This is a genomic window from Pseudonocardia sp. OZ21, assembly GCF_059359135.1.
In genome coordinates, this window is the sequence record NZ_JCADBN010000030.1 from 33,989 (window position 1) to 52,150 (window position 18,162).

Annotated in this window: 17 protein-coding genes and 1 pseudogene; 11 read left to right on the plus strand and 7 right to left on the minus strand. The window is 69.5% G+C overall.

The window, feature by feature from the left end:
- Positions 1–10: 10 nt before the first annotated feature.
- Positions 11–394, minus strand: coding sequence for a response regulator (locus AC5L35_RS36365; RefSeq protein ID WP_495064303.1), 384 nt, complete (start codon positions 392–394; stop codon positions 11–13).
- Positions 395–702: 308 nt separating this feature from the next.
- Here AC5L35_RS36365 and AC5L35_RS36370 point away from each other — a divergent pair, with 308 nt between their 5' ends.
- Together AC5L35_RS36370 and AC5L35_RS36375 are read left to right on the plus strand one after the other, a co-directional pair.
- A complete protein-coding gene (locus tag AC5L35_RS36370; RefSeq protein WP_495064304.1) occupies positions 703–1,647 on the plus strand; it encodes a serine/threonine-protein kinase in 945 nt (314 codons plus the stop codon).
- A gap of 118 nt (positions 1,648–1,765) precedes the next feature.
- Positions 1,766–1,939, plus strand: coding sequence for a hypothetical protein (locus AC5L35_RS36375; protein ID WP_495064305.1), 174 nt, complete (start codon positions 1,766–1,768; stop codon positions 1,937–1,939).
- A 339-nt stretch (positions 1,940–2,278) separates the two neighbouring features.
- Here AC5L35_RS36375 and AC5L35_RS36380 read toward each other — a convergent pair whose 3' ends face one another.
- The gene (locus tag AC5L35_RS36380; protein ID WP_495064306.1) at positions 2,279–3,670 is read right to left on the minus strand and encodes an NAD(P)/FAD-dependent oxidoreductase; all 1,392 of its coding nucleotides are present in this window, start codon (positions 3,668–3,670) and stop codon (positions 2,279–2,281) included.
- A gap of 1,013 nt (positions 3,671–4,683) precedes the next feature.
- Here AC5L35_RS36380 and AC5L35_RS36385 point away from each other — a divergent pair.
- From AC5L35_RS36385 to AC5L35_RS36400, 4 genes are read left to right on the plus strand one after another with little or no spacing between them, the layout of a single operon-like run.
- Complete coding sequence (locus AC5L35_RS36385) at positions 4,684–5,295, plus strand: molybdopterin-dependent oxidoreductase (RefSeq protein WP_495064307.1); 612 nt, start codon at positions 4,684–4,686, stop codon at positions 5,293–5,295.
- Entirely contained in the window at positions 5,292–6,011 is a 720-nt protein-coding gene (locus AC5L35_RS36390) for a ferredoxin reductase (protein ID WP_495064308.1), read from the plus strand. Before AC5L35_RS36385 ends, AC5L35_RS36390 begins: the two co-directional genes overlap by 4 nt.
- A 37-nt stretch (positions 6,012–6,048) precedes the next feature.
- Complete coding sequence (gene msrA, locus AC5L35_RS36395; protein ID WP_495064309.1) at positions 6,049–6,588, plus strand: peptide-methionine (S)-S-oxide reductase MsrA; 540 nt, start codon at positions 6,049–6,051, stop codon at positions 6,586–6,588.
- Positions 6,589–6,599: 11 nt separating this feature from the next.
- Complete coding sequence (locus AC5L35_RS36400) at positions 6,600–7,241, plus strand: uracil-DNA glycosylase family protein (protein ID WP_495064310.1); 642 nt, start codon at positions 6,600–6,602, stop codon at positions 7,239–7,241.
- Between the two features lie 326 nt (positions 7,242–7,567).
- Here the strand turns inward: AC5L35_RS36400 and AC5L35_RS36405 are convergent, their stop codons facing one another.
- Entirely contained in the window at positions 7,568–8,224 is a 657-nt protein-coding gene (locus tag AC5L35_RS36405) for a TetR/AcrR family transcriptional regulator (RefSeq protein ID WP_495064311.1), read from the minus strand.
- A 673-nt stretch (positions 8,225–8,897) separates the two neighbouring features.
- Between AC5L35_RS36405 and AC5L35_RS36410 the strand changes: the two genes are divergently transcribed.
- From AC5L35_RS36410 to AC5L35_RS36420, 3 genes are all read left to right on the plus strand, one after another.
- Entirely contained in the window at positions 8,898–10,616 is a 1,719-nt protein-coding gene (locus tag AC5L35_RS36410; RefSeq protein ID WP_495064312.1) for a GAF domain-containing sensor histidine kinase, read from the plus strand.
- Between the two features lie 169 nt (positions 10,617–10,785).
- Complete coding sequence (locus AC5L35_RS36415) at positions 10,786–10,926, plus strand: hypothetical protein (protein WP_495064313.1); 141 nt, start codon at positions 10,786–10,788, stop codon at positions 10,924–10,926.
- Positions 10,927–11,167: 241 nt separating this feature from the next.
- The gene (locus AC5L35_RS36420; protein ID WP_495064321.1) at positions 11,168–11,488 is read left to right on the plus strand and encodes an LLM class flavin-dependent oxidoreductase; all 321 of its coding nucleotides are present in this window, start codon (positions 11,168–11,170) and stop codon (positions 11,486–11,488) included.
- A gap of 93 nt (positions 11,489–11,581) precedes the next feature.
- Here AC5L35_RS36420 and AC5L35_RS36425 read toward each other — a convergent pair whose 3' ends face one another.
- Positions 11,582–13,189: an FAD-dependent oxidoreductase gene (locus tag AC5L35_RS36425; RefSeq protein WP_495064314.1), complete on the minus strand. Its 1,608-nt coding sequence runs from the start codon at positions 13,187–13,189 to the stop codon at positions 11,582–11,584.
- 77 nt (positions 13,190–13,266) lie between these two features.
- Here AC5L35_RS36425 and AC5L35_RS36430 point away from each other — a divergent pair, with 77 nt between their 5' ends.
- A complete protein-coding gene (locus AC5L35_RS36430; protein WP_495064315.1) occupies positions 13,267–13,824 on the plus strand; it encodes a helix-turn-helix domain-containing protein in 558 nt (185 codons plus the stop codon).
- A 767-nt stretch (positions 13,825–14,591) separates the two neighbouring features.
- Here AC5L35_RS36430 and AC5L35_RS36435 read toward each other — a convergent pair.
- Together AC5L35_RS36435 and AC5L35_RS36440 are read right to left on the minus strand one after the other, a co-directional pair.
- Positions 14,592–14,936, minus strand: coding sequence for an ATP-binding protein (locus tag AC5L35_RS36435; protein ID WP_495064322.1), 345 nt, complete (start codon positions 14,934–14,936; stop codon positions 14,592–14,594).
- A gap of 45 nt (positions 14,937–14,981) precedes the next feature.
- Positions 14,982–15,887 carry an NADP-dependent oxidoreductase gene (locus AC5L35_RS36440; protein WP_495064323.1) on the minus strand — a complete coding sequence of 302 codons (906 nt, stop codon included), beginning with the start codon at positions 15,885–15,887 and terminating at the stop codon, positions 14,982–14,984.
- Positions 15,888–16,312: 425 nt separating this feature from the next.
- Here AC5L35_RS36440 and AC5L35_RS36445 point away from each other — a divergent pair, with 425 nt between their 5' ends.
- Entirely contained in the window at positions 16,313–16,669 is a 357-nt protein-coding gene (locus tag AC5L35_RS36445) for a MerR family transcriptional regulator (RefSeq protein WP_495064316.1), read from the plus strand.
- A gap of 1,244 nt (positions 16,670–17,913) precedes the next feature.
- Here the strand turns inward: AC5L35_RS36445 and AC5L35_RS36450 are convergent.
- Positions 17,914–18,162, minus strand: a pseudogene (locus AC5L35_RS36450) (cytochrome ubiquinol oxidase subunit I); the annotation flags it as partial.

An 18,162-nucleotide genomic window follows, 5' to 3' on the forward strand; every position in this document is an offset into this window, starting at 1 on the left:
AGGAGTCACCTCACCGTCGTGTGCCGCCTCCGATGTCGCGGACCAGCGACGTGATCCCCGCGGCGGAGAGCGTCGGCTTCCACACGAACCCGATGGCCGGGCTCGCCTCGATCAGGTCGGTGAGGTCCTCCTCGGCGTTCACGGAAATCAGGATCAGGTGCCCAGCGTCGAGGTTCGGCTGGCCGGCCAGGTATCGCGCCAACTCGAAGCCGTCGGTCGTGCCGAGGTCGACGTCGATGAGCGTCACGTCGGGGCGCAGTTCGGCAGCGCGGACAAGTGCCTCGGCACCCGTCGAGGCGACGCCGACGATCCGGAGACCCTCCTGTTCGAGCAGAGTCCGCGCGGCGCACAGGAAATCCAGGCTGTCGTCGACGAGCAAGCACCGCAGGGTCACGATCGTCAGGCTAGGGCCGCCGCGCCAGCCCGACTATGCAGCTAGCCGCTATCCGAGCGGGCAGAACTTCGTGGTCGCCCCCTCCCCTCCGCTCCCTCCCTGGGCACCCTGGAAACGACCGGCCTCCCGGCTAGCAGGGTTTCCGACGGGGCGGATCTCCGGACCGGCCATTGGCTGCTGACCGGGCAGACAGCGCCTACTGAACCCGCGATGGTGGGACTCGCAGGCCATCGCTCGGCCTGAGCCGTGGAGTCCGCACGACCTCCTCATCGACCCGGACGTCGGCGGCACTGGTCAAGAGGAGTCTCATGACTTTCCGTTGTCGCATCCGGCCCACTCGTCCGCCGTCCGGCGCATCGGGCACTCGCGCCGCCGACAACGCCCCCGTTCCCCGGTGTGGTGTGCTGCTCGGAGGCCGCTACCGGCTCGCGAAACGAGTGGGCCGTGGGGCGACGGCGGACGTGTGGCGTGCCCACGACGAACTGCTGGACCGGGACGTCGCGATCAAGCTGTTCCGCGCACACAGCCCGATCGGCGCCGAGGCGCGGCTCACCACCCGGGTACGGGATCCCAACGTCGTCGCCGTGCACGACCTGGTGCTGCACCGCGGTTCGGCCTGCCTGGTGATGGACTACCACCCCGGCGTGAGCCTCGCCGAGCTGCTGCGAGACCGGCACCGGCTGCCACCGTCCGTCGTCGCCGCACTCGGCCTGCAACTGTCCGCCGCACTGGAGGCGGTGCACGAGGCCGGCGTGGTGCACTGCGACGTGAAGCCGGCGAACCTGATGATCGCGGACAACGGCAGGCTGGTCCTGATCGACTTCGGCATCGCCGAGCTCAGTGGCGGCGAGCCGGCCCACCCCGCCCGCCGCACCGGCGACGTCGTCGGCTCTCCGGCGTACACCGCCCCGGAGCTCGTCCTCGGCGGGCCGCCGCGCCCCGCCTCCGACCTCTGGTCTCTCGGGACCGTGCTCTTCGCCGCCGTCCAAGGCCGGCCTCCCTTCCTGCACGAAGGCCTCGTCCCGACGCTCACCGCGGTGCTCCACGATCCGCTGCCCCCGGCCTCGCGAGCCGGTCGTCTTCGGCCACTCGTGGAGCAGCTGCTGGTCAAGGATCCTGCGGCGCGACCGTCGTCGGCAGCGATCCGGTCGATGCTCGTCGAGGCCTACCCCGCGTCGTTCTCGAGCACGGTGGATGTGCGTGCTGTCGCGCCGCGCAAGCCCGTGTACACGCGCTCCCGAAGGGCGGCATGAGCACGTTGAGGTCCGCCTGGATCTGCGGTGGCCCGGTCGCATTGGCCGCCAGGACCATGCGGAACGGCGTGGACAACCAGATGTCCGGGGTCGTCGCTCGCGCGGGCAGCGCTACCTGATGGCCAACACCACCGGGCCCCGCGCGCCACGAGAGGTCAAGACCGAGCTGGTGGAGATGCGCGGGAAGGTCTTCCGCAAGGTGTTTGTCGGGCCGACCACAAGCCACGGCTTGGTCAAGGAGCACTGGATCTACATCGGAATGATCGAAGTCGACACCGACCACGCCGCATGACCCAGGGACATCTGCGACGAGCGGGCGGGCGCTGATGACACGTGGCGATAATTGTGAGCGAATCGCCCGCGCTCTGCCCGAGTAACGACGACCCGATCAGTGACGCGTTGGTCCGAATTATCGGGATCCCCCTGAGCACCCAGTGCACACGCGACGCCGGCGTACCGACCCTGCCCGGTGTTATCGACCGCAGGCTGAGGGTGTGCTGGTCCTCCGGGTTGGGCTCGAAGTGGCCCCAAGCCGAAGCGACTGTTGGTTCCCGTGCGCTGGGATTCCGACCTCGTCCTTGAGCATTCGCGCGACGTGCAGCAGGTTCCATGGCCATGCCGTGGTGTTCGGTCATGAGGGGTTCTGTTCGGTCGGCACGGCGGGTTCGCCGCCATTGATGAAGGCGTCGCGCGGGTGTTGCACCGACGCCAGCGAGAGGATGTCGCGGCCGAACAACGCGGCGGTCAGCCAGATCACGAGCACGCGGACCTTGCGTTCCCAGCTGGGCACAGCCAGCACGTGGTAGCCGCGGTGCATCAGCCAGGCGAGCGGCCCTGTGATCACGATTCGCCGGTACTGGAAGATGCCGTGACCGATGCCGAGCGACGCAATAGTGCCGAGGCTGTGGTGCCGGTAGTTCTTCGGCTTTCCGCCGTGCAAGGTCGCGGCGATGTTGCGGGCGAGCAGCTTGCCCTGGCGGACGGCGTGTTGGGCGTTCGGCACCGTTCGGGTGCCCGGGGTCGGGGAGGTGAGGTCCTCGATCCCCGCGTCGTCCCCGGCGGCCCAAGCGTCGGGTGCCGGTTCGGTGTCGGTGCCGACCCGCAGGTCTGGCCGGGTGACGAGGAAACCGCGCTCGTCCACCGGTAGGTCGGTGCGCATGCTCACGACCGGGTTCGACGCGTTGCCCGCCGTCCACACGATGAGCTCCGATTCGAACTCCTCGCCGGTGGAGAGCACCACGTGCCCACTGGTCGCCGACTTGACCTGCGTGTCCAGGTGCACCCGCCCACCTCGCTGTTGCAGGAAGCGCACGACCCAGCGGCCAGACCGCTCGGTGACCTCGGGCAGGATCCGGCCTGACGCCTCGATGAGGTGGAACCGCAGCTCGTCGCGGTGCAGTTCGGGGTAGCGCTGCAGCAACGCGGTCGCCAGCGACAGCAGCTCGGCGAAGCCCTCGATGCCGGCGAAGCCGCCGCCTACGAAAGTGACGGTGAGCAGCTTCTGCCGCTGCGGGCCAGGGGGTAGCGTGGCCGCCCGGTCGAAAGACGTCAGCAGCCGGTCGCGGATTGCGACCGCCTCCTCCACGTGCTTGAGACCGATCGCCTGCTCGGCGATACCGGGCACCGGGAACTTGCGGGTGACCGCGCCCGCGGTGACCACGATGAGGTCGTAGCCCAGTTCGAAGGTGTCGCCGTCGGCGGGCCGGACCGTGACCACGCGGTGCTTGTGGTCGATCGCGCTGACCATCCCAGCGATGACGCGCGTGCGGTGCAGATGGCGACGCAGCGACACCGCGGCGTGCCGGGCCTCGATCGACCCGGCCACCACCTCGGGCAAGAACGGCTGGTAGGTCATGTAGGGCCGCGGGTCGACCACCGTCACTTCGGCCTCGCCCCGACGCAGCTTCTTCTCGAGTTTCCACGCGGTGTAGAAGCCAGCGTAGCCACCGCCGACGATCACGATCTTGCGCATGATGCCCTCTCTTTTTCTTGGGTGCGGTGACCGCGGATACGGAACCGACAATGGCGGTATCTCAAGGACGGCGTCCAGCAGGCCGGGCGATACATCGAGTACGACGCACGAGTGCGATCCTTCGACAGACTGACGATCATTTTATATGCCTTGCGCCAACTCGGCTCGACTCAGTTGAGCCGACGAGGTAGACATCAAGGATTCCCCATTCGGCCGGCGCCGGAACAGATGCTCAGTTGCCAGATTGCCGATAACGCGGACCCCCGTGCTCCCGTATACCTAGGGGCGACCGTTCGTTCGTCTCCGCACGTTGATGGGGAGCGGCGGAGGCCGCCGCGGACGCAGCCCCGGACCGGGGACGTTGGGGGCCTCGACGAATTCCCCCCGCAGAGCCTTGTCCGGCGGTGCCGTCCCATGCCGTTCTGCACCACCGCGAACGTGCCACCCTCGCCATGCACCTCATCCGCCGCCGTGACCGCTCCTGCGAACCGGGCAAGGATCCGGGTGGCGAGCCCGCAGCACCTCACGTCGACGCGGAGCCCCCGCCCTCGACTCATCACCTTCCGGGGATCGCCGCATCCGAGCCTGCACGGCCACTCCTACTCCACAGATTATGGACTATCGGTTCCATCTTACGTCGTCCCCGATTCACGCTGCGCTGCAACGCGCTGTCCCGAGCTCGCACACGGGTCGGGGCCGGGCCGGATCCTGATCGAGGCCGCGTTCCGCTCGGGAGTCCCGACTCGGGTGTGCTCGCCGCTGGCCACATGCTCGCTGATCAGGGCGGTTCTCCGCTTCCGCCAGGTGGCGCGCAGCACGCATCCCGATAGCGGTGGCTGTGGACCTCTCGCTCGACAGCATCGAGGCCCGGCGGGCGCGCAGCGACCGCGCGTCCGGGGCAGCGAGCTGACGCCGTTCAGGGCCGGCCGCCACCACATAGTCAGACTTGACAGTCCAGTATCGCGACGGCCATATTGGGTCTGTCCAGGCCGCAGCCGGCCTTCCGCCGGACGCCGAGGCCTGCCCTCCGAGTGCCGGCGACGGCGACCGAGAGGGATTACCAGATGGCGTTGACGAGGGGATTTACCGGTCGCAGCCGCGGCGCGCGCGACTCGCGGTTGCCTCCCGGCCAGTACGACGCCGGCACGAACTGGCCGGTCTTACACGTCGAGCCGACTCCTAGCGTCGACACTGCCGGGTGGAGCTTCGAGATCGACGGGCTCGTCGACAAGCCGGTTCGTTGGAGCTGGGATGAGATCCACGCGTTGCCGGTCTCTCGGTACGAGGGCGCCATCCACTGTGTGACCACATGGTCGAAGTTCGGCATGCGGTTCGACGGCGTATCCGTCGACACTCTCCTCGACGTCGCGGGAGTCGGTGACGACGCAGCGTTCGCGTTGGCAAGATCCCACACCGGCTACACCACCAACTTCCCGCTCGAGGACCTCACCGGCGGCAAGGCCTGGGTCGTGTGGGACGTCGACGGCGCCCCGTTGGCCAGCATCCACGGCGGCCCGGTCCGGCTGCTCGTGCCCCACCTGTACTTCTGGAAGAGCGCGAAGTGGGTGTCGGGCCTGACATTGCTCGCCGAGGACCGGCGGGGCTTCTGGGAGCAGCGCGGCTACCACGACAGGGGGGATCCGTGTCTCGAGCAGCGCTACCAGGGGGATCGATGACCGCAGTCTCCGGAGAGCCGCCCCACCCCGGACCGTGGCAGTCCGGCAGGGTTACCGGCATCCGCCAGGAGACCCCTACGGCGAAGACCTTCACCCTCACACTGCCCCAACCGCGCTCGTTCTGGGCGGGCCAACACTTCATCGTGCGCCTGACCGCCCCCGACGGGTACCGGGCGCAGCGGTCCTATTCGATCGCCAGCGCACCGTCGGACTCGGCGGAGGTCGATCTCACTGTCGAGATCCTGCCGGGCGGCGAGGTGTCGCGCTTCCTCCACGAGGCCGTCGAGGTGGGCGACACGCTCGATGTGCGGGGCCCGATCGGCGGCCACTTCGTCTGGAATCTTCAGCCCGCGCTCGGAGTGGCGGGCGGTTCCGGGGTCGTACCACTGATGTCGATGCTGCGCCACGCCCGCAGACTCGGCCGGCCGGACCTCTTCCGCCTTCTCGTCTCGGTGCGTAGCCCTGAGGAGCTGTACTACTCCGCCGAGATTCAGGGACCGGACGCCTCGATCGTCTTCACGCGCGCCGTCCCCGACGGACATGATCGTCCACCGGGTCGTCTCATGGCCCGGGACCTCGCGGCAGCCCTGGACGGGGACCGTGATGTCTACGTCTGCGGGTCCACTGCCTTCTGTGATGCCGCCACCCAGCTGGCCGCGACCGCGGGTGTGCCCGCTGAACGGATCAAGGTCGAGCGGTTCGGATTCTCGGGATGACCGGCCCGGGGTCCCAGTACGAGACGAAAGGAATCGAATGATGATCGAGCAGCAGCGGGCAGTTCTCGCCGGGGGTTGCTTCTGGGGGATGCAGGACCTCATACGCTCCCGCCCCGGCGTGTTGGCCACCCGCGTGGGATACACCGGCGGCGACACCCCCAACGCCACCTACCGCAACCACGGCTCGCACGCCGAGGCCATCGAGATCACCTACGACCCGTCCGCCACCACCTACCGCGACCTGCTGGAGTTCTTCTTCCAGATCCACGACCCCAGCACCCCGAACCGGCAGGGCAACGACGTCGGCCCGTCCTACCGGTCGGCGATCTTCTACCTCGACGACGAACAGCGCCGGGTCGCCGAGGAGACGATCGCTGATGTCGACACCTCCGGGCGGTGGCCGGGCAAGGTCGTCACGGAGGTCACGCCGGCCGGCGCGTTCTGGGAGGCCGAGCCCGAACACCAGGACTACCTGCTGCGCTACCCCCACGGCTACACCTGCCACTTCCTTCGGCCGGACTGGGTGCTGCCGCGACGCCGTGACGTCGCGCCGCGACCGTCGTCCCAGCTGACCTGACCATCGCCACCATGGACGGATCGGCGACGGGGACGAGTCCCGCGCTGCTGCGGATCCGCGAGCAGATCATCGCCGACCCGGCCAACCGGGACGCGACCGCCGCGGGCCTGCAGCCGATCTACACCGCGCACCCGGCCGCCCGGATCGTCCTCATCGGGCAGGCCCCGGGAACACGCGCGCAGCGCAGCGGGATCCCCTGGAACGACCCGAGCGGCGTGACGCTGCGGGGCTGGCTCGGGGTGACCGACGACCAGTTCTACGACCCGATGTTGTTCGCGATCTTGCCGATGGACTTCTACTACCCGGGCAAGGGAGCCCACGGCGACCTGCCGCCCCGACCCGAGGTCGCACCACGCTGGCATCCACGGCTCCTCGCGGAGCTTCCGCACGTCCGGCTCACCGTCCTGATAGGCCGGCACGCCCAGAAGCACTACCTGCCCGAATCCGCCGGAGCGAACCTCACCGACACAGTCCGGGCGTTCCGCGACTACCTCCCCGACCGCATGCCCCTCGTCCACCCCTCACCACTGAACTTCCGCTGGCAGACCCGCAACCCATGGTTCGTCGAGGAGACCGTCCCGGCGCTGCGCGCCCGCGTGCACGCGGTCCTCCAGCCGGACGTCGATCCGGCCGGCCGGGAAGCCGGAGTCTGAGACGCCGGTAGAACCGCCAGCCCGGAGCGGGCGTAGGTAGGCGCACAGGATCTGGGGGCCGCCGGTGTAGCCGCGGTCGGTGATCTCCTCGAACAGCTTGGCGGCGTTGGCGCAGCCCTCCTGCCAGCGCGGGTGCAGGTAGGGCTTGGACTGCGCGAGCAGACTCGCCCGTCGTCCGGTGCCGGTGTTGACCAGCAGTTCCGGGCGACAACTCGACAGGCGGGTTGATTCTGCGGCGCGCCCGGGGCTGGCGATGGCGCACGACATGTGCCAGTACTGGACTGGTGTGCCCGCGTGTTGGTGGGGCTTCCCCGGGGTTGAGCTGATCAGCTCGCTGCGCCGGATGCACGTTTCTGAGGTAGCGCGAGGGCTTCCACGTTGCGGATCGCGAAATCGAGCGCCAGTGCCATCGGCCGTGCACTTCGCCTGGACTGTGAGAGAAGGTATCCGCCCTGGTAGGCCGCCACGATGCCGGTGGCGAGTTCGGCAGGGTCGGCCCGGGCATCGAGTTCGCCACGGTCCTGCATCCGGCGGATGCCCGCGGCGAGGTACGACTCCCAGTTCTGGAACGCAGCGTTGATCAGAATCCGCGCTGGTTCCGACTGATCCGCCAGCTCACTGGCCAGCGAGCCGATCGCGCAGCCGTGCGCTCCGTGGCGCTCGTCGACGAAACGAACGACCGCATCGCGCCAACGCCGCAGACCCTGCAATGAGCTGAGCTGTTCGAGGTGGGGTTCGTGCCGCTCCATCACTCTTGCGGTCTGCATTCTGATCACCGCGGTGACCAGAGCGTCCTTGTCGTCGAAGTAGTGGTAGAGCTGTGACTTGCTGGTACCGGATGCCTCGACCACCTGGTCCATCGTCGTGCCAGCGACCCCGTTGGCGTGCATGAGCTCGGCCGCGGCTCGGACGATACGGTCGCGGGTGAGGGCGCCGCGGGCGGTCAAGCGCCGCGCGGGAGACTCGGCTCCGGCACTCGTCACGGAGGCGATCCTAGCCTGACGACGTGATGCCGACGTCTGAACGCGGCATTTCGGACAACCTCGTCCAGAGGACTCGGCACGCGGTGCGATGCCGGCTACAGGCGTGTCGCGCAGGCGCCGGAGAGCGTTCCGTAGTCCGGCGGCCCTCCTGCGCACCGCAGCAGGCTCCCGGTGGAGTGGCACAAGCGCGCTCGCCGCGCCGCTGTCGTCCGCGATGTCCCCGGCCACCTGCCTTCGGGTAGTGACGGCCTGGCTGAACCGGACGAATCCGCTTCGGCCTCACACGGGGATCTGCCGGCGCACGACAGCACGGAGCACATGGGGCCGGGCCGCCGACACGCTGCGCCTCGGCCGGTCACTGTCACTCTGGGCACGATCTTCGGCTCGAAGCTGCCGTTGCAATCACGCGGTATCGCTAGTTCGATCGGCCCAACCTCGGTACGGACCATCGGACATCTCCTCGTCCAAGGCAGTCTGCAGTACTGTTTTGAGTAGTCGCCGCTGGTCAGGCAGGTGGTGACGACGTGATCGGCGCGGCTGGATCTGGCTGGTGGCGGTGACGGGGCATGTCCACCCGGACGGTTCCCGGCCGGCCTTCTGGCTGTGGGCCGTACGGGCGCGCTGTGGGCGTCTGGTGAGGAGGCGGCGTCGTTGCCGCCGGAGCGGAGGCCTGATGGTTACTCAGCTGAGCGACCGGATCGCCGGGGAGCAGGCGGCGCTGCGGCGGGTGGCGACGCTGGTGGCCCAGGCGACGCCGCCGGAGGAGGTGTTTGCCGCCGTCACTGAGGAAGCCGGGCGGCTGCTGGGCGCCCACCACGCGTGGATGACCCGGTACGACCCCGATGGCGCGGCAAGGTTGGTCGCCACGTGGAGCAGCACCGACACCCCCGTCCCCACCGGGACCCGACTGAATCCCGGCGGGCAGAACGTGTGCACGCTGGTGTTCCAGACCGGCGCTCCCGCGCGGGTCGACAGCTCCACCGACGCTACGGGTCTCGTCGCCGACCTCGCCCGCGAGTTCGGTTACGGCGCGGTCGTGGGCGTGCCGGTCAGCGTCGAGGGCCGCCTGTGGGGCGCCATGGTCGTCGCATCCCCGCAAGGGGAGCCGCTGCCGGCCGACTCCGAGACGTGGCTGGCTGGGTTCACCGAGCTCGTAGCCACCGCGATCGCCAACTCGCAGGCGCGGGTCGAGCTGCGCTGGTTCGCCGAGGAGCAGGCGGCGCTGCGGCGGGTGGCGACGCTGGTGGCCCAGGCGACGCCGCCGGAGGAGGTGTTTGCCGCCGTCACTGAGGAAGCCGGGCGGCTGCTGGGCGCCCACCACGCGTGGATGACCCGGTACGACCCCGATGGCGCGGCAAGGTTGGTCGCCACGTGGAGCAGCACCGACACCCCCGTCCCCACCGGGACCCGACTGAATCCCGGCGGGCAGAACGTGTACACGCTGGTGTTCCAGACCGGCGCTCCCGCGCGGATCGACAGCTCCACCGGCACCTCGGGCCCGGACTGCGAGGTCGCCAGCGAGCTAGGCGTCCGCGGGGCAGTCGGCGTGCCGGTCAGCGCCGGGGGCCGCCTGTGGGGCGCCATGGTCGTTTCATCCACACAAGAGGAGCCGCTGCCGGCGGGCACCGAGGCGCGGCTGACCGGGTTCACCGAGCTGGCCGCGACCACAATCGCCAACGCCGAGGCCCAGGCAGAACTGGCCGCCTCCCGGGCGCGGATCGTGGCCACCGCCGATGCCACCCGTCGCCGGATCGAGCGCAACCTGCACGACGGCGCTCAGCAGCACCTGGTTTCCCTCGCCCTGCAGCTACGAGCCGTGCAGCGGGCCGCGCCGTCCGGAGCCGGTGAGCTCATGCGGCAGCTGGACGCGGTGGCCACTGCGCTGCTCGAGGTGCTGGAGGAGCTGCGCGAGATCGCCCACGGCCTGCACCCGGCCAAACTGGCCGAGCGCGGGCTGAGCTCCGCGCTGAAGGCGCTGGCCCGCCGCTCTGCGGTCCCGGCCCGACTGGATGTCCGAATGGAGGGGCGGCTGGCCGAGCCGGTCGAGACCGCCGCTTACTACGTGGTGGCCGAGGCGCTGACCAACGTGGCCAAGCATGCGCACGCCACCGCTGCCGAGGTCCAGGTGGCCGCCGGTGAGGGCGTGCTGCACGTGCGCGTCCGCGACGACGGCTGCGGCGGCGCCGACGTCACCCGCGGCTCCGGTCTCACCGGCCTCAAGGATCGGGCCGAGGCGCTCGGCGGTCGCCTGGCGCTGTACAGCCCGCCCGGAGAGGGCACCACTCTTCAGGTTCAGCTCCCAGTAGAGCAGGACCGCCCAACCGCGGCAGGTCCGGCAGGCCCAGGCGCCGCAAACAGCGCGCAAGTGGTGCCACCGTGTCGCGTTCTCTAGGTGCAGCTCTGTCCCGCTGATCGGCGACGTCCGCGATCTCGTACGGCAACACGATGGCCGAATCACAACCGCCGTACTTCGCGACGCCACCCACTGGGACGAGGTCGTCAGTGAGCTCGGCAGCGAGCACCTGCGACGGCACGCCCTGCGCCACACCGGCCTGACATGGATGGCCGACGCCGGCGTCCCGGTCCACGTGCTATGCACCACCACCGGCGAGGAGGCGAGCTCGATGATCGTGAACTTCACCGCCGTGTCGGCGGTCCACCGCCCGATCAAGTGGACGTACTCCCCCATCTCGTCGCGGTAGCGGCCGTGGCTGCGTCCGAGATGCCCGTACCGCTTGACCACGGCGATCCCGCGGACGAACTCCACCGTCACGATCCCGACAGCTGCGCGGTCGTACTCCTGGAACTTCTCCCCGCCGCCGTTCATCATCACCGCGTACAGGACCTCTGTGACCAGCGGCGGGACCAGCGCGGCCATCGCGAGCTGCCACTGCACGACGAAGAGATAGCCGAGGCTGAGCACCGGGACGCAATCGCAGTGTCCTGCCGACCCACCCGCCGACGGCCGTCGCCGAGCAGTCGACGCTGCTCGACCGCCTCTCGGGCGGCCGCTTCGACCTCGGAGTCGGGCGCGGCGGCCCGGTCGTCGACTACGAGGTGCTCGGGTGCTCGCTCGCGTACGGGCGCGACGGCATGCCCGAGGCCCTCGCCTGCTCATGGGCTCCTCCACCGGACCCGTCTCGGCCGACAGCGACCTCTACCGCTTCCGGCCGGTCGCCCCACGCCGCGTCCCCTGACGCGCCCGCTCCCCGAAGCGCGCCCGAGAAGCTGAGCACTTCGCCGGTCGGGCCGGGTCCGTTCTGAGGTAGCGCTCGGAAACTGAGGATCGGCAGCTTGACGCGGTGCGGTACGCCACACGTCGACCAGCTCCGGCACCGCTTCGGGGGATCCCGATCGTCAAGTCGGCAGGAGACGGGCGCGCAGGACGACGTCGTCGACGTGGTGGGTCGACACCGCGCCGGGTGGGCGTGGTCGCGTCGCGTGGAGCTCGATCTTCCAGCCCGATGCGTCGGCCAGGACGGCGGCGATCTCGTCGACACCGAGGTAGGCGTCCGGGTCGAACATGCGGGTCTGCTCGGCCACGTCGATCGGCTCGCGCATCGGCGTCAGGTCGTGCCCGACCACGAGCAGGGTGCCACCGGGCGCGACCGCGGCGAGCAGGTTGCGTAGACCGCGTCGGTCGGGAGTGCGATGGACGGCGCCGTACTGCATCGACACGAGGTCGTAGCCGCCGACCTCGAACGCGTCCGATGCGTTGGCGTCGCGATGCAGGCACTCGACGTCGAGGCCGCGGCGTCCGGCCTCGGCGGCGACGCGGCCCAGTGCGTGTGCGGATATGTCGGTGGCGGTGACCTTCCAGCCCTGCTCGGCTAGCCAGATGGCGTCGCCGCCCTCTCCTGCCCCGACGTCGAGTACGCGGCCAGCGGCCAGGCTGCTCACCTGGTGCACGAGCGTCCCGTTGGGGTTGCCGCTCCACATCCTCGCGTCGCCCCCGTAGCGATGGTCCCAGTCGGTCTCGTCGCCCGACGGTCGGGCGGCTGCGCGCACGTCGTCGTCGGCGAGGCCGAACGCGATCATGGCGCCGACGCGGCTGCCGTGTGCGGCGGCGTGGAGCACCTGCATGCTCGGGTCGGTCACGTTGCCCGCCGCGTACAGGCCGGGCACCGAGGTCTGTCCCGTCGGATCGACCTCCACCACGTCGCCAGCGCCGGTGACGTGCGGGACCGTCGACAGGCCAGCGGTCGCGAACACGTCCGCCCGGGCCCGGAACCTCGGGGCCACCACCACGGCGTCGGCCTCGATCGTGCGCCGGTCGACCAGCTCGACGCCAGCGACCCGGCCGTCTTCTCGGGTGACGACGCGGCGGACCGGCGTCCGGACGGCCTCGGTGCCGGCCGCGGCCAGCGCGTCGAGGGCACCGTCGTCGAGCTCGGAGGCGTCGTGCACGACGATGGAGTAGCGGTCCGTGAGGTGCCGGAACAGCGGTGCCGGATGCAGTCCCATCGAGTGCGTGACGATCTGCACGATGCGCTGGTCACGCACCTCGAAGCCGTGGCAGAACGGGCAGTGGATCACATCTGTACCCCAGCTCTCGGCCAGGCCCTCGATGTCCGGAAGCTCGTCGGCCAACCCCGTCGCCGCCAGCACCCGGCGAGCCACCACGGCATGACCGCCGCCGACCTCGACCCGGAACCAGCCGTCGTCGCGTCGCTCGACGGTCCGCGCCCGGCCGGTGAGGATCTCCCCGCCGTAGCTGCGGACCTCCTCGCGCCCCCGACCGATCAGCTCCGACGGTGGCGCGCCGTCGGATCCGAGGTAGCCGTGCATGTGTGCGGCGGGGGCGTTGCGGGGAGTGCCGTCGTCGACGACCACCACCGACCGGCGCTGCCGGACGAGCTGCAGCGCGGCCGCCAGCCCGGCCGCCGATCCGCCGATGACCGCGACGTCGCAGTGCCGTTCCATCTGTCCCGGTGGTGTGTGCGACTCATGTGCGTGCTCAGCCATGGCATCGACGATACGATTCCTGGACGAAGCAGCAAGTATCCTTGCAATATTCGCAAGAGGCGACCGGAGGTGACGGAATGGGCGAGGATCCCGACGTCGAAACGGTGGTTCGTACCCGGCTGCGCAGCCTGCGCACCACGCTGGGGTACTCGCTCGACGAGCTGGCCGAGCGCACGCGCCTCAGCCCGTCCACCATCAGCCGCGTCGAGACCGGCAAGCGAGCCCTCGGCCTCGACGTCCTGCTACCCCTGGCCACCGCCTTACAGGTGAGCCTCGACGCACTGCTGAACGTCGAAGACAACCACGACGTGGTCATCCGCCCGACGCCCAACCGCGAGGGCACCCGGACCACCTGGCTGCTCAGCCGACCCGACGGGCGCACCATGGCGGCGAAGATCCGGCTCGAGCACACCACCGGCAAGCCTCGCCAGCGGGTCCACCCCGGCCACGACTGGTTCGTCGTCATCCATGGTCGGGTGCGCCTGTGGCTCGGTGACCGCCAGATCGACGTCGAGACCGGTGAAGCGGCCGAGTTCGCGACCATGACGCCACACGCCCTGAGCGCGCTCGACGGCCCGGCCGAACTAGTGATGGCCTTCGACCGAGACGGTCAGCGAGCACACGTCCACCAATAGCCAGCAGCCGGCCGAGGGACACCGCGCGGCCCATGGCAACGCCGCCGGCGCCCGCAGGGACGCAGCAGATCGGGCGACGACCGCCTCGCTCACCGAGAAGCCACCGCGGAGGTGCTCACACCGATCGCGGGGATGGTCGTGGGCCGCGAACTCGATCAGCGACGTGGAGCTTTCACCCACCGTTACCGGCCAGGACGACGCCCGGGTGCTCGGCACGGTAGTCGCGACCGTCTACCTCGAGGCCGAACCGGCGCCGTCGGCGTCCGTGCTGCCAGCAGTCAGATCAGAACATGGTTACGCGTCCACCACTTGCGCAAGATCGCCGGGCACGGCGCCATCCTGACAACCCAGCGCTACCTGCACCCGGACCAGCAGGCCGTCACCGACGCCGCCGCCTTGTCTGCCGACACCTCGGCGGGTCCCAGATGGGTCCCAAGCTCCAGACGTTGTAGATCATGTCGAGCAACAGCCCAACGAGCTACCAGGGACCTCAGTGGATCGTTTCCGCGAGTAGAAATGCTGATGGGCGGCTCCCCCGACGAAAGGGAACCGCCCATCACACCGTCGGGACGACAGGATTTGAACCTGCATCGCAGCAGTCCTCTGACCAGCGAAAATCGAGATTCCGCTGCTCTGGCTGTGCAGCACGGCGCATGTCAAGCACGCTGTCAGCGGCCATTGAGATGCCCAGGTGAGTGGCCGCTGGTGTCCAGGCTGATGGCCATTAGAAGCCCAGGCGTGTGGCCAGTGGTGTTCCCGTCTGGGGGTCAGTTCAAGGGGACCACTCCCTTCCCGGCGAGGGCCTCGGCGAGGCGATGCGAGTCGCCCGTGGTGGTCACGAGGTGAGCGTGGTGCATGAGGCGGTCGGTGCTCGCGCCCGCGAGGGTCTTCGGCATGATCGTGTCGAAGCCCGAAGCATGGATGTTGCTGGTCACCGCGATGCTGCGACGTTCGTAAGCGGCGTCGATGATCCTGTAGAAAGCTTCGGCGGCGTCCCCGTCGACCGGCAGCAGGCCAATGTCATCAATGACGATCAAATCGGCCCGGCAGATCCGGGCGACGGTGCGGGCGGTGGACCCGTCGACCTTCGACTTCCCGATAGCGGTGCTCAGCGATGCAGGCCCGCACGTTGCGAGTTACCTACCTCGTGGGCCTGTTCAGATGCAGATCACGATCTTTCCTCGGGTGCGCCCACGCTCGGCGTGCGCGTGGGCGTCGGCGATCCGCTCCAGGGGGTAGGCCTGTTCGATACGGGGTGTGTATCGGCCTTGCCCGCCCAGTTCCGCCGCCGCGGACAGGAGAGTGGAATCGTTCTCCGCGTTGACCACATGCGTGCCCAGGCGCTGCCCGCCCGCATGGTCGGCGACCGTCGCGACGCGCTTCGGGTCACCTGTGATCGCGACGAGGTCGTCCAGCGATCCGGAGGCCGCGGTGTCGAGCACGATGTCGACTCCGCGCGGGGCGAGAGCGGACAGACGCTGCGCGAGGCCGGGGCCGTAGGTGGTGGGAACGGCGCCGAGTGCGGTGAGGAACTCGTGGTTGCGTTCACTGGCTGTCCCGATCACAGTGGCACCTTGCGCCACCGCGATCTCGACCGCCGCGCTGCCCACGCCTCCGGCGGCGCCCTCGACGAGAAGGGTGCGCCCCGCGAGGGAGCCGAGCGCGTCGAGCCCACGCATCGCGGTCACTGACGCGAGACCGGCACCAGCGGCCTGCTCGTCGTTCCACGTGGCGGGGGTGTGCGCCCAGGCCGAGAGGATGAGCAGCTCTGCGGTCGCCCCGGTGACACCGCCCAGTCCGAAGACACGGTCGCCGATGCTCACCCCCTGCACCCCGTCGCCGATCTCGTCGACCACACCGGCGCCGTCGCGCCCGGGAATGGCGGGCAGCTCCAGGGGAATCAGCTGGTGCAGGGCGCCGGCGCGCAGCTTCCAGTCGATGGGATTGACGCTGGCCGCCGCGACGCGGACACGGATCTCACCGGGTCCGGGGCGGGGGTCGGGGGCCTGCTCGATCACCAGGCTCTCCGTTCCGCCGTATTCGTGGAACCGGGCTGCGCGCATAATGGTCTGCCTTACTTTGACGGGCCGGAATGACGTGTTCATCCGACTCTCGTCACTCTAGAACCTGACGTTGACGTGAGGTGCAAGTCGCAACTGCCGCCCGGCCGGAGGAGGGCAGGCGCGGATGGGTGAGGTTGCCGAGCGGGCGGGGGTGAGCGTGGGGGCCTGCGCCACTACGAGGGATCACGCCGCCCGTCACGGTCGACACCCATGTGCCCTCGGGCGGGCTCGGCGATCCCGGCACGACGCGAGGACTGCCGTGCGTACGTGAACCGCGTGAACGCCCCTCGGGTCCGCCACCGGGTCATGATCAATCTCAGCGCCGGCAACGGTTCGATCGGCCCACAGGGCTGCCCCCGGAGCCGGTATCGCTAGCTAATCTGACGTCAACGTGAGGTACGAGCGGGAAGGGAGTGACCTGCGTCATGCGCATCGGACAGCTTGCCAGGCGGTCAGGGGTCAGCGTGCGGGCCCTGCGCTACTACGAGGAACAGCGGCTCCTGGAATCGGCGCGGACGCCCGGTGGGCAGCGTGACTATCCCGACGAAGCCCTGAAGCGGGTCCAGCTCATCCAGGACCTCTTCGCGGCCGGCCTCTCCAGCCGTACCGTCGTCGAACTCCTGCCGTGCGTGAGCACCGGCGTCGCGACCCCCGCCATGCTCGACCAGCTCATCATCGAACGCGACCGCATCGCCGCATGCATCCAGGACCTGACCCGAGCCAAGACCAAACTCGGCCGCGTGATCGAGAATGTGACCGCGGCGAACGTGGCGCAGGACTGATCAACCCGTCGCGAGGGGTGGGGCCCCGACCTATCCGGCATCTACCGGGCACTGGCCGGCCACGGGAAGCCCCAGGCGTATCCGGAGGCCGTCGAAACAGCGTTCGTCGCTCTCGCTACCCCGGACACACGCCGGGCAGCGGTGGGCAGGGCAGGCCGCGGCTGACCACGGTGCCGGCACACCGTAGGACCGGTCAGCCGCAACCTCTCCGACCGGACAACGTCCACGAGCGGATAGCAAGGGTCCGGGCGGCCTGCGGCTGGATCGACCACGCCATCGATACCGGAGAGGTGGACATGTGACTTCCTGTGGCCATCAGCCTGGATTCGTATGGCCGCGTACCTGGACTTCGCCATGGCCACTCTCACACGCTCAGGGCCATCCAACGCAGCACCGTGCTCCACATCTGCTCCACGCTCACCAGTATCGAGCTTGGCCCGGCGAGCCGAGTCGGGCTCGGATGTCCGTGGGCTGCGACGGCGAGCACGTCGAACAAGATGCATGACGCCGGTATCGCGGCGGAGATTTGCCGCGCTCGTGAGGCGGCGGGATACAGCCGCCGCTGCGGGGCGGTGGACCGGCCGTGCTGGCACCAGTAGTGAGCCGGTCGCGCTGCGCCTGTGTCCGACCGCCGATGCCACGTGTCAGAACTCCCTCAGCACGTGCTCGTACCCGGACGCCGCCGGTGGACATCCCGACAGAGGAGCGTTGCGACCTAGTGGCTGGGCCACCGCATTCGTTCGGGCGTAGAAGCGGACCGAGGGTCAATCCGTCGGCGCCGGGCCGAGTACCTCGATCAACGCCAGATCCACACCTCTCCGGTCGAGCTCGAGCGGGAAAGTGCCTGCCACATCGGCCGAGAAGCGGATGACGGCGAACGCATTCTCCCGATCAACCCGACCCGCTCGGGACCCGCCCCCGATATCCGGGGCCGGCGACACCAGCGTGCCCGACCACGCCCGCTCGCTTCCTCGCCTGCCACGAACGTCGTCGTCGTGATCAGAGCATCCGAGGGCTCACCGTGACCCAGCTGTTCGTGGTGCCCCGGTGACCATTGACCTCTGCTCGCTGCGCGGCCGGCCGAGCCTGGCCGATGCGGTACTCGCACCGGTCCTTCGAAATGGCCGGTCTGCGTAGGTGAGTCACCATCGCCATCCCGCAAGCCCGGAATTCTCCCGCAATGTCGAGCGGCTGTGTCCCGGAGCCGGTGAACGGCCCACCCGCTCTAGCGACCGAAGAACTCATCACCGGGAGCGCGGGTCGCTGTCGGGCTGAGTCTCCCCGCCGGTGCTCTGGGCCGCCACCTCGTACGGCGACGGCCTGTGGCCGACGTGCGCCTCCTCGCGGAAGCGCTCGACCAGGTGCGGGTAGTGCAGCTCGAACGCCGGACGCTCCGAGCGGATCCGCGGCAGCTCCGTGAAGTTGTGTCGCGGCGGCGGGCAGCTCGTGGCCCACTCCAGCGAGTTGCCGAAGCCCCACGGGTCGTCGACGGT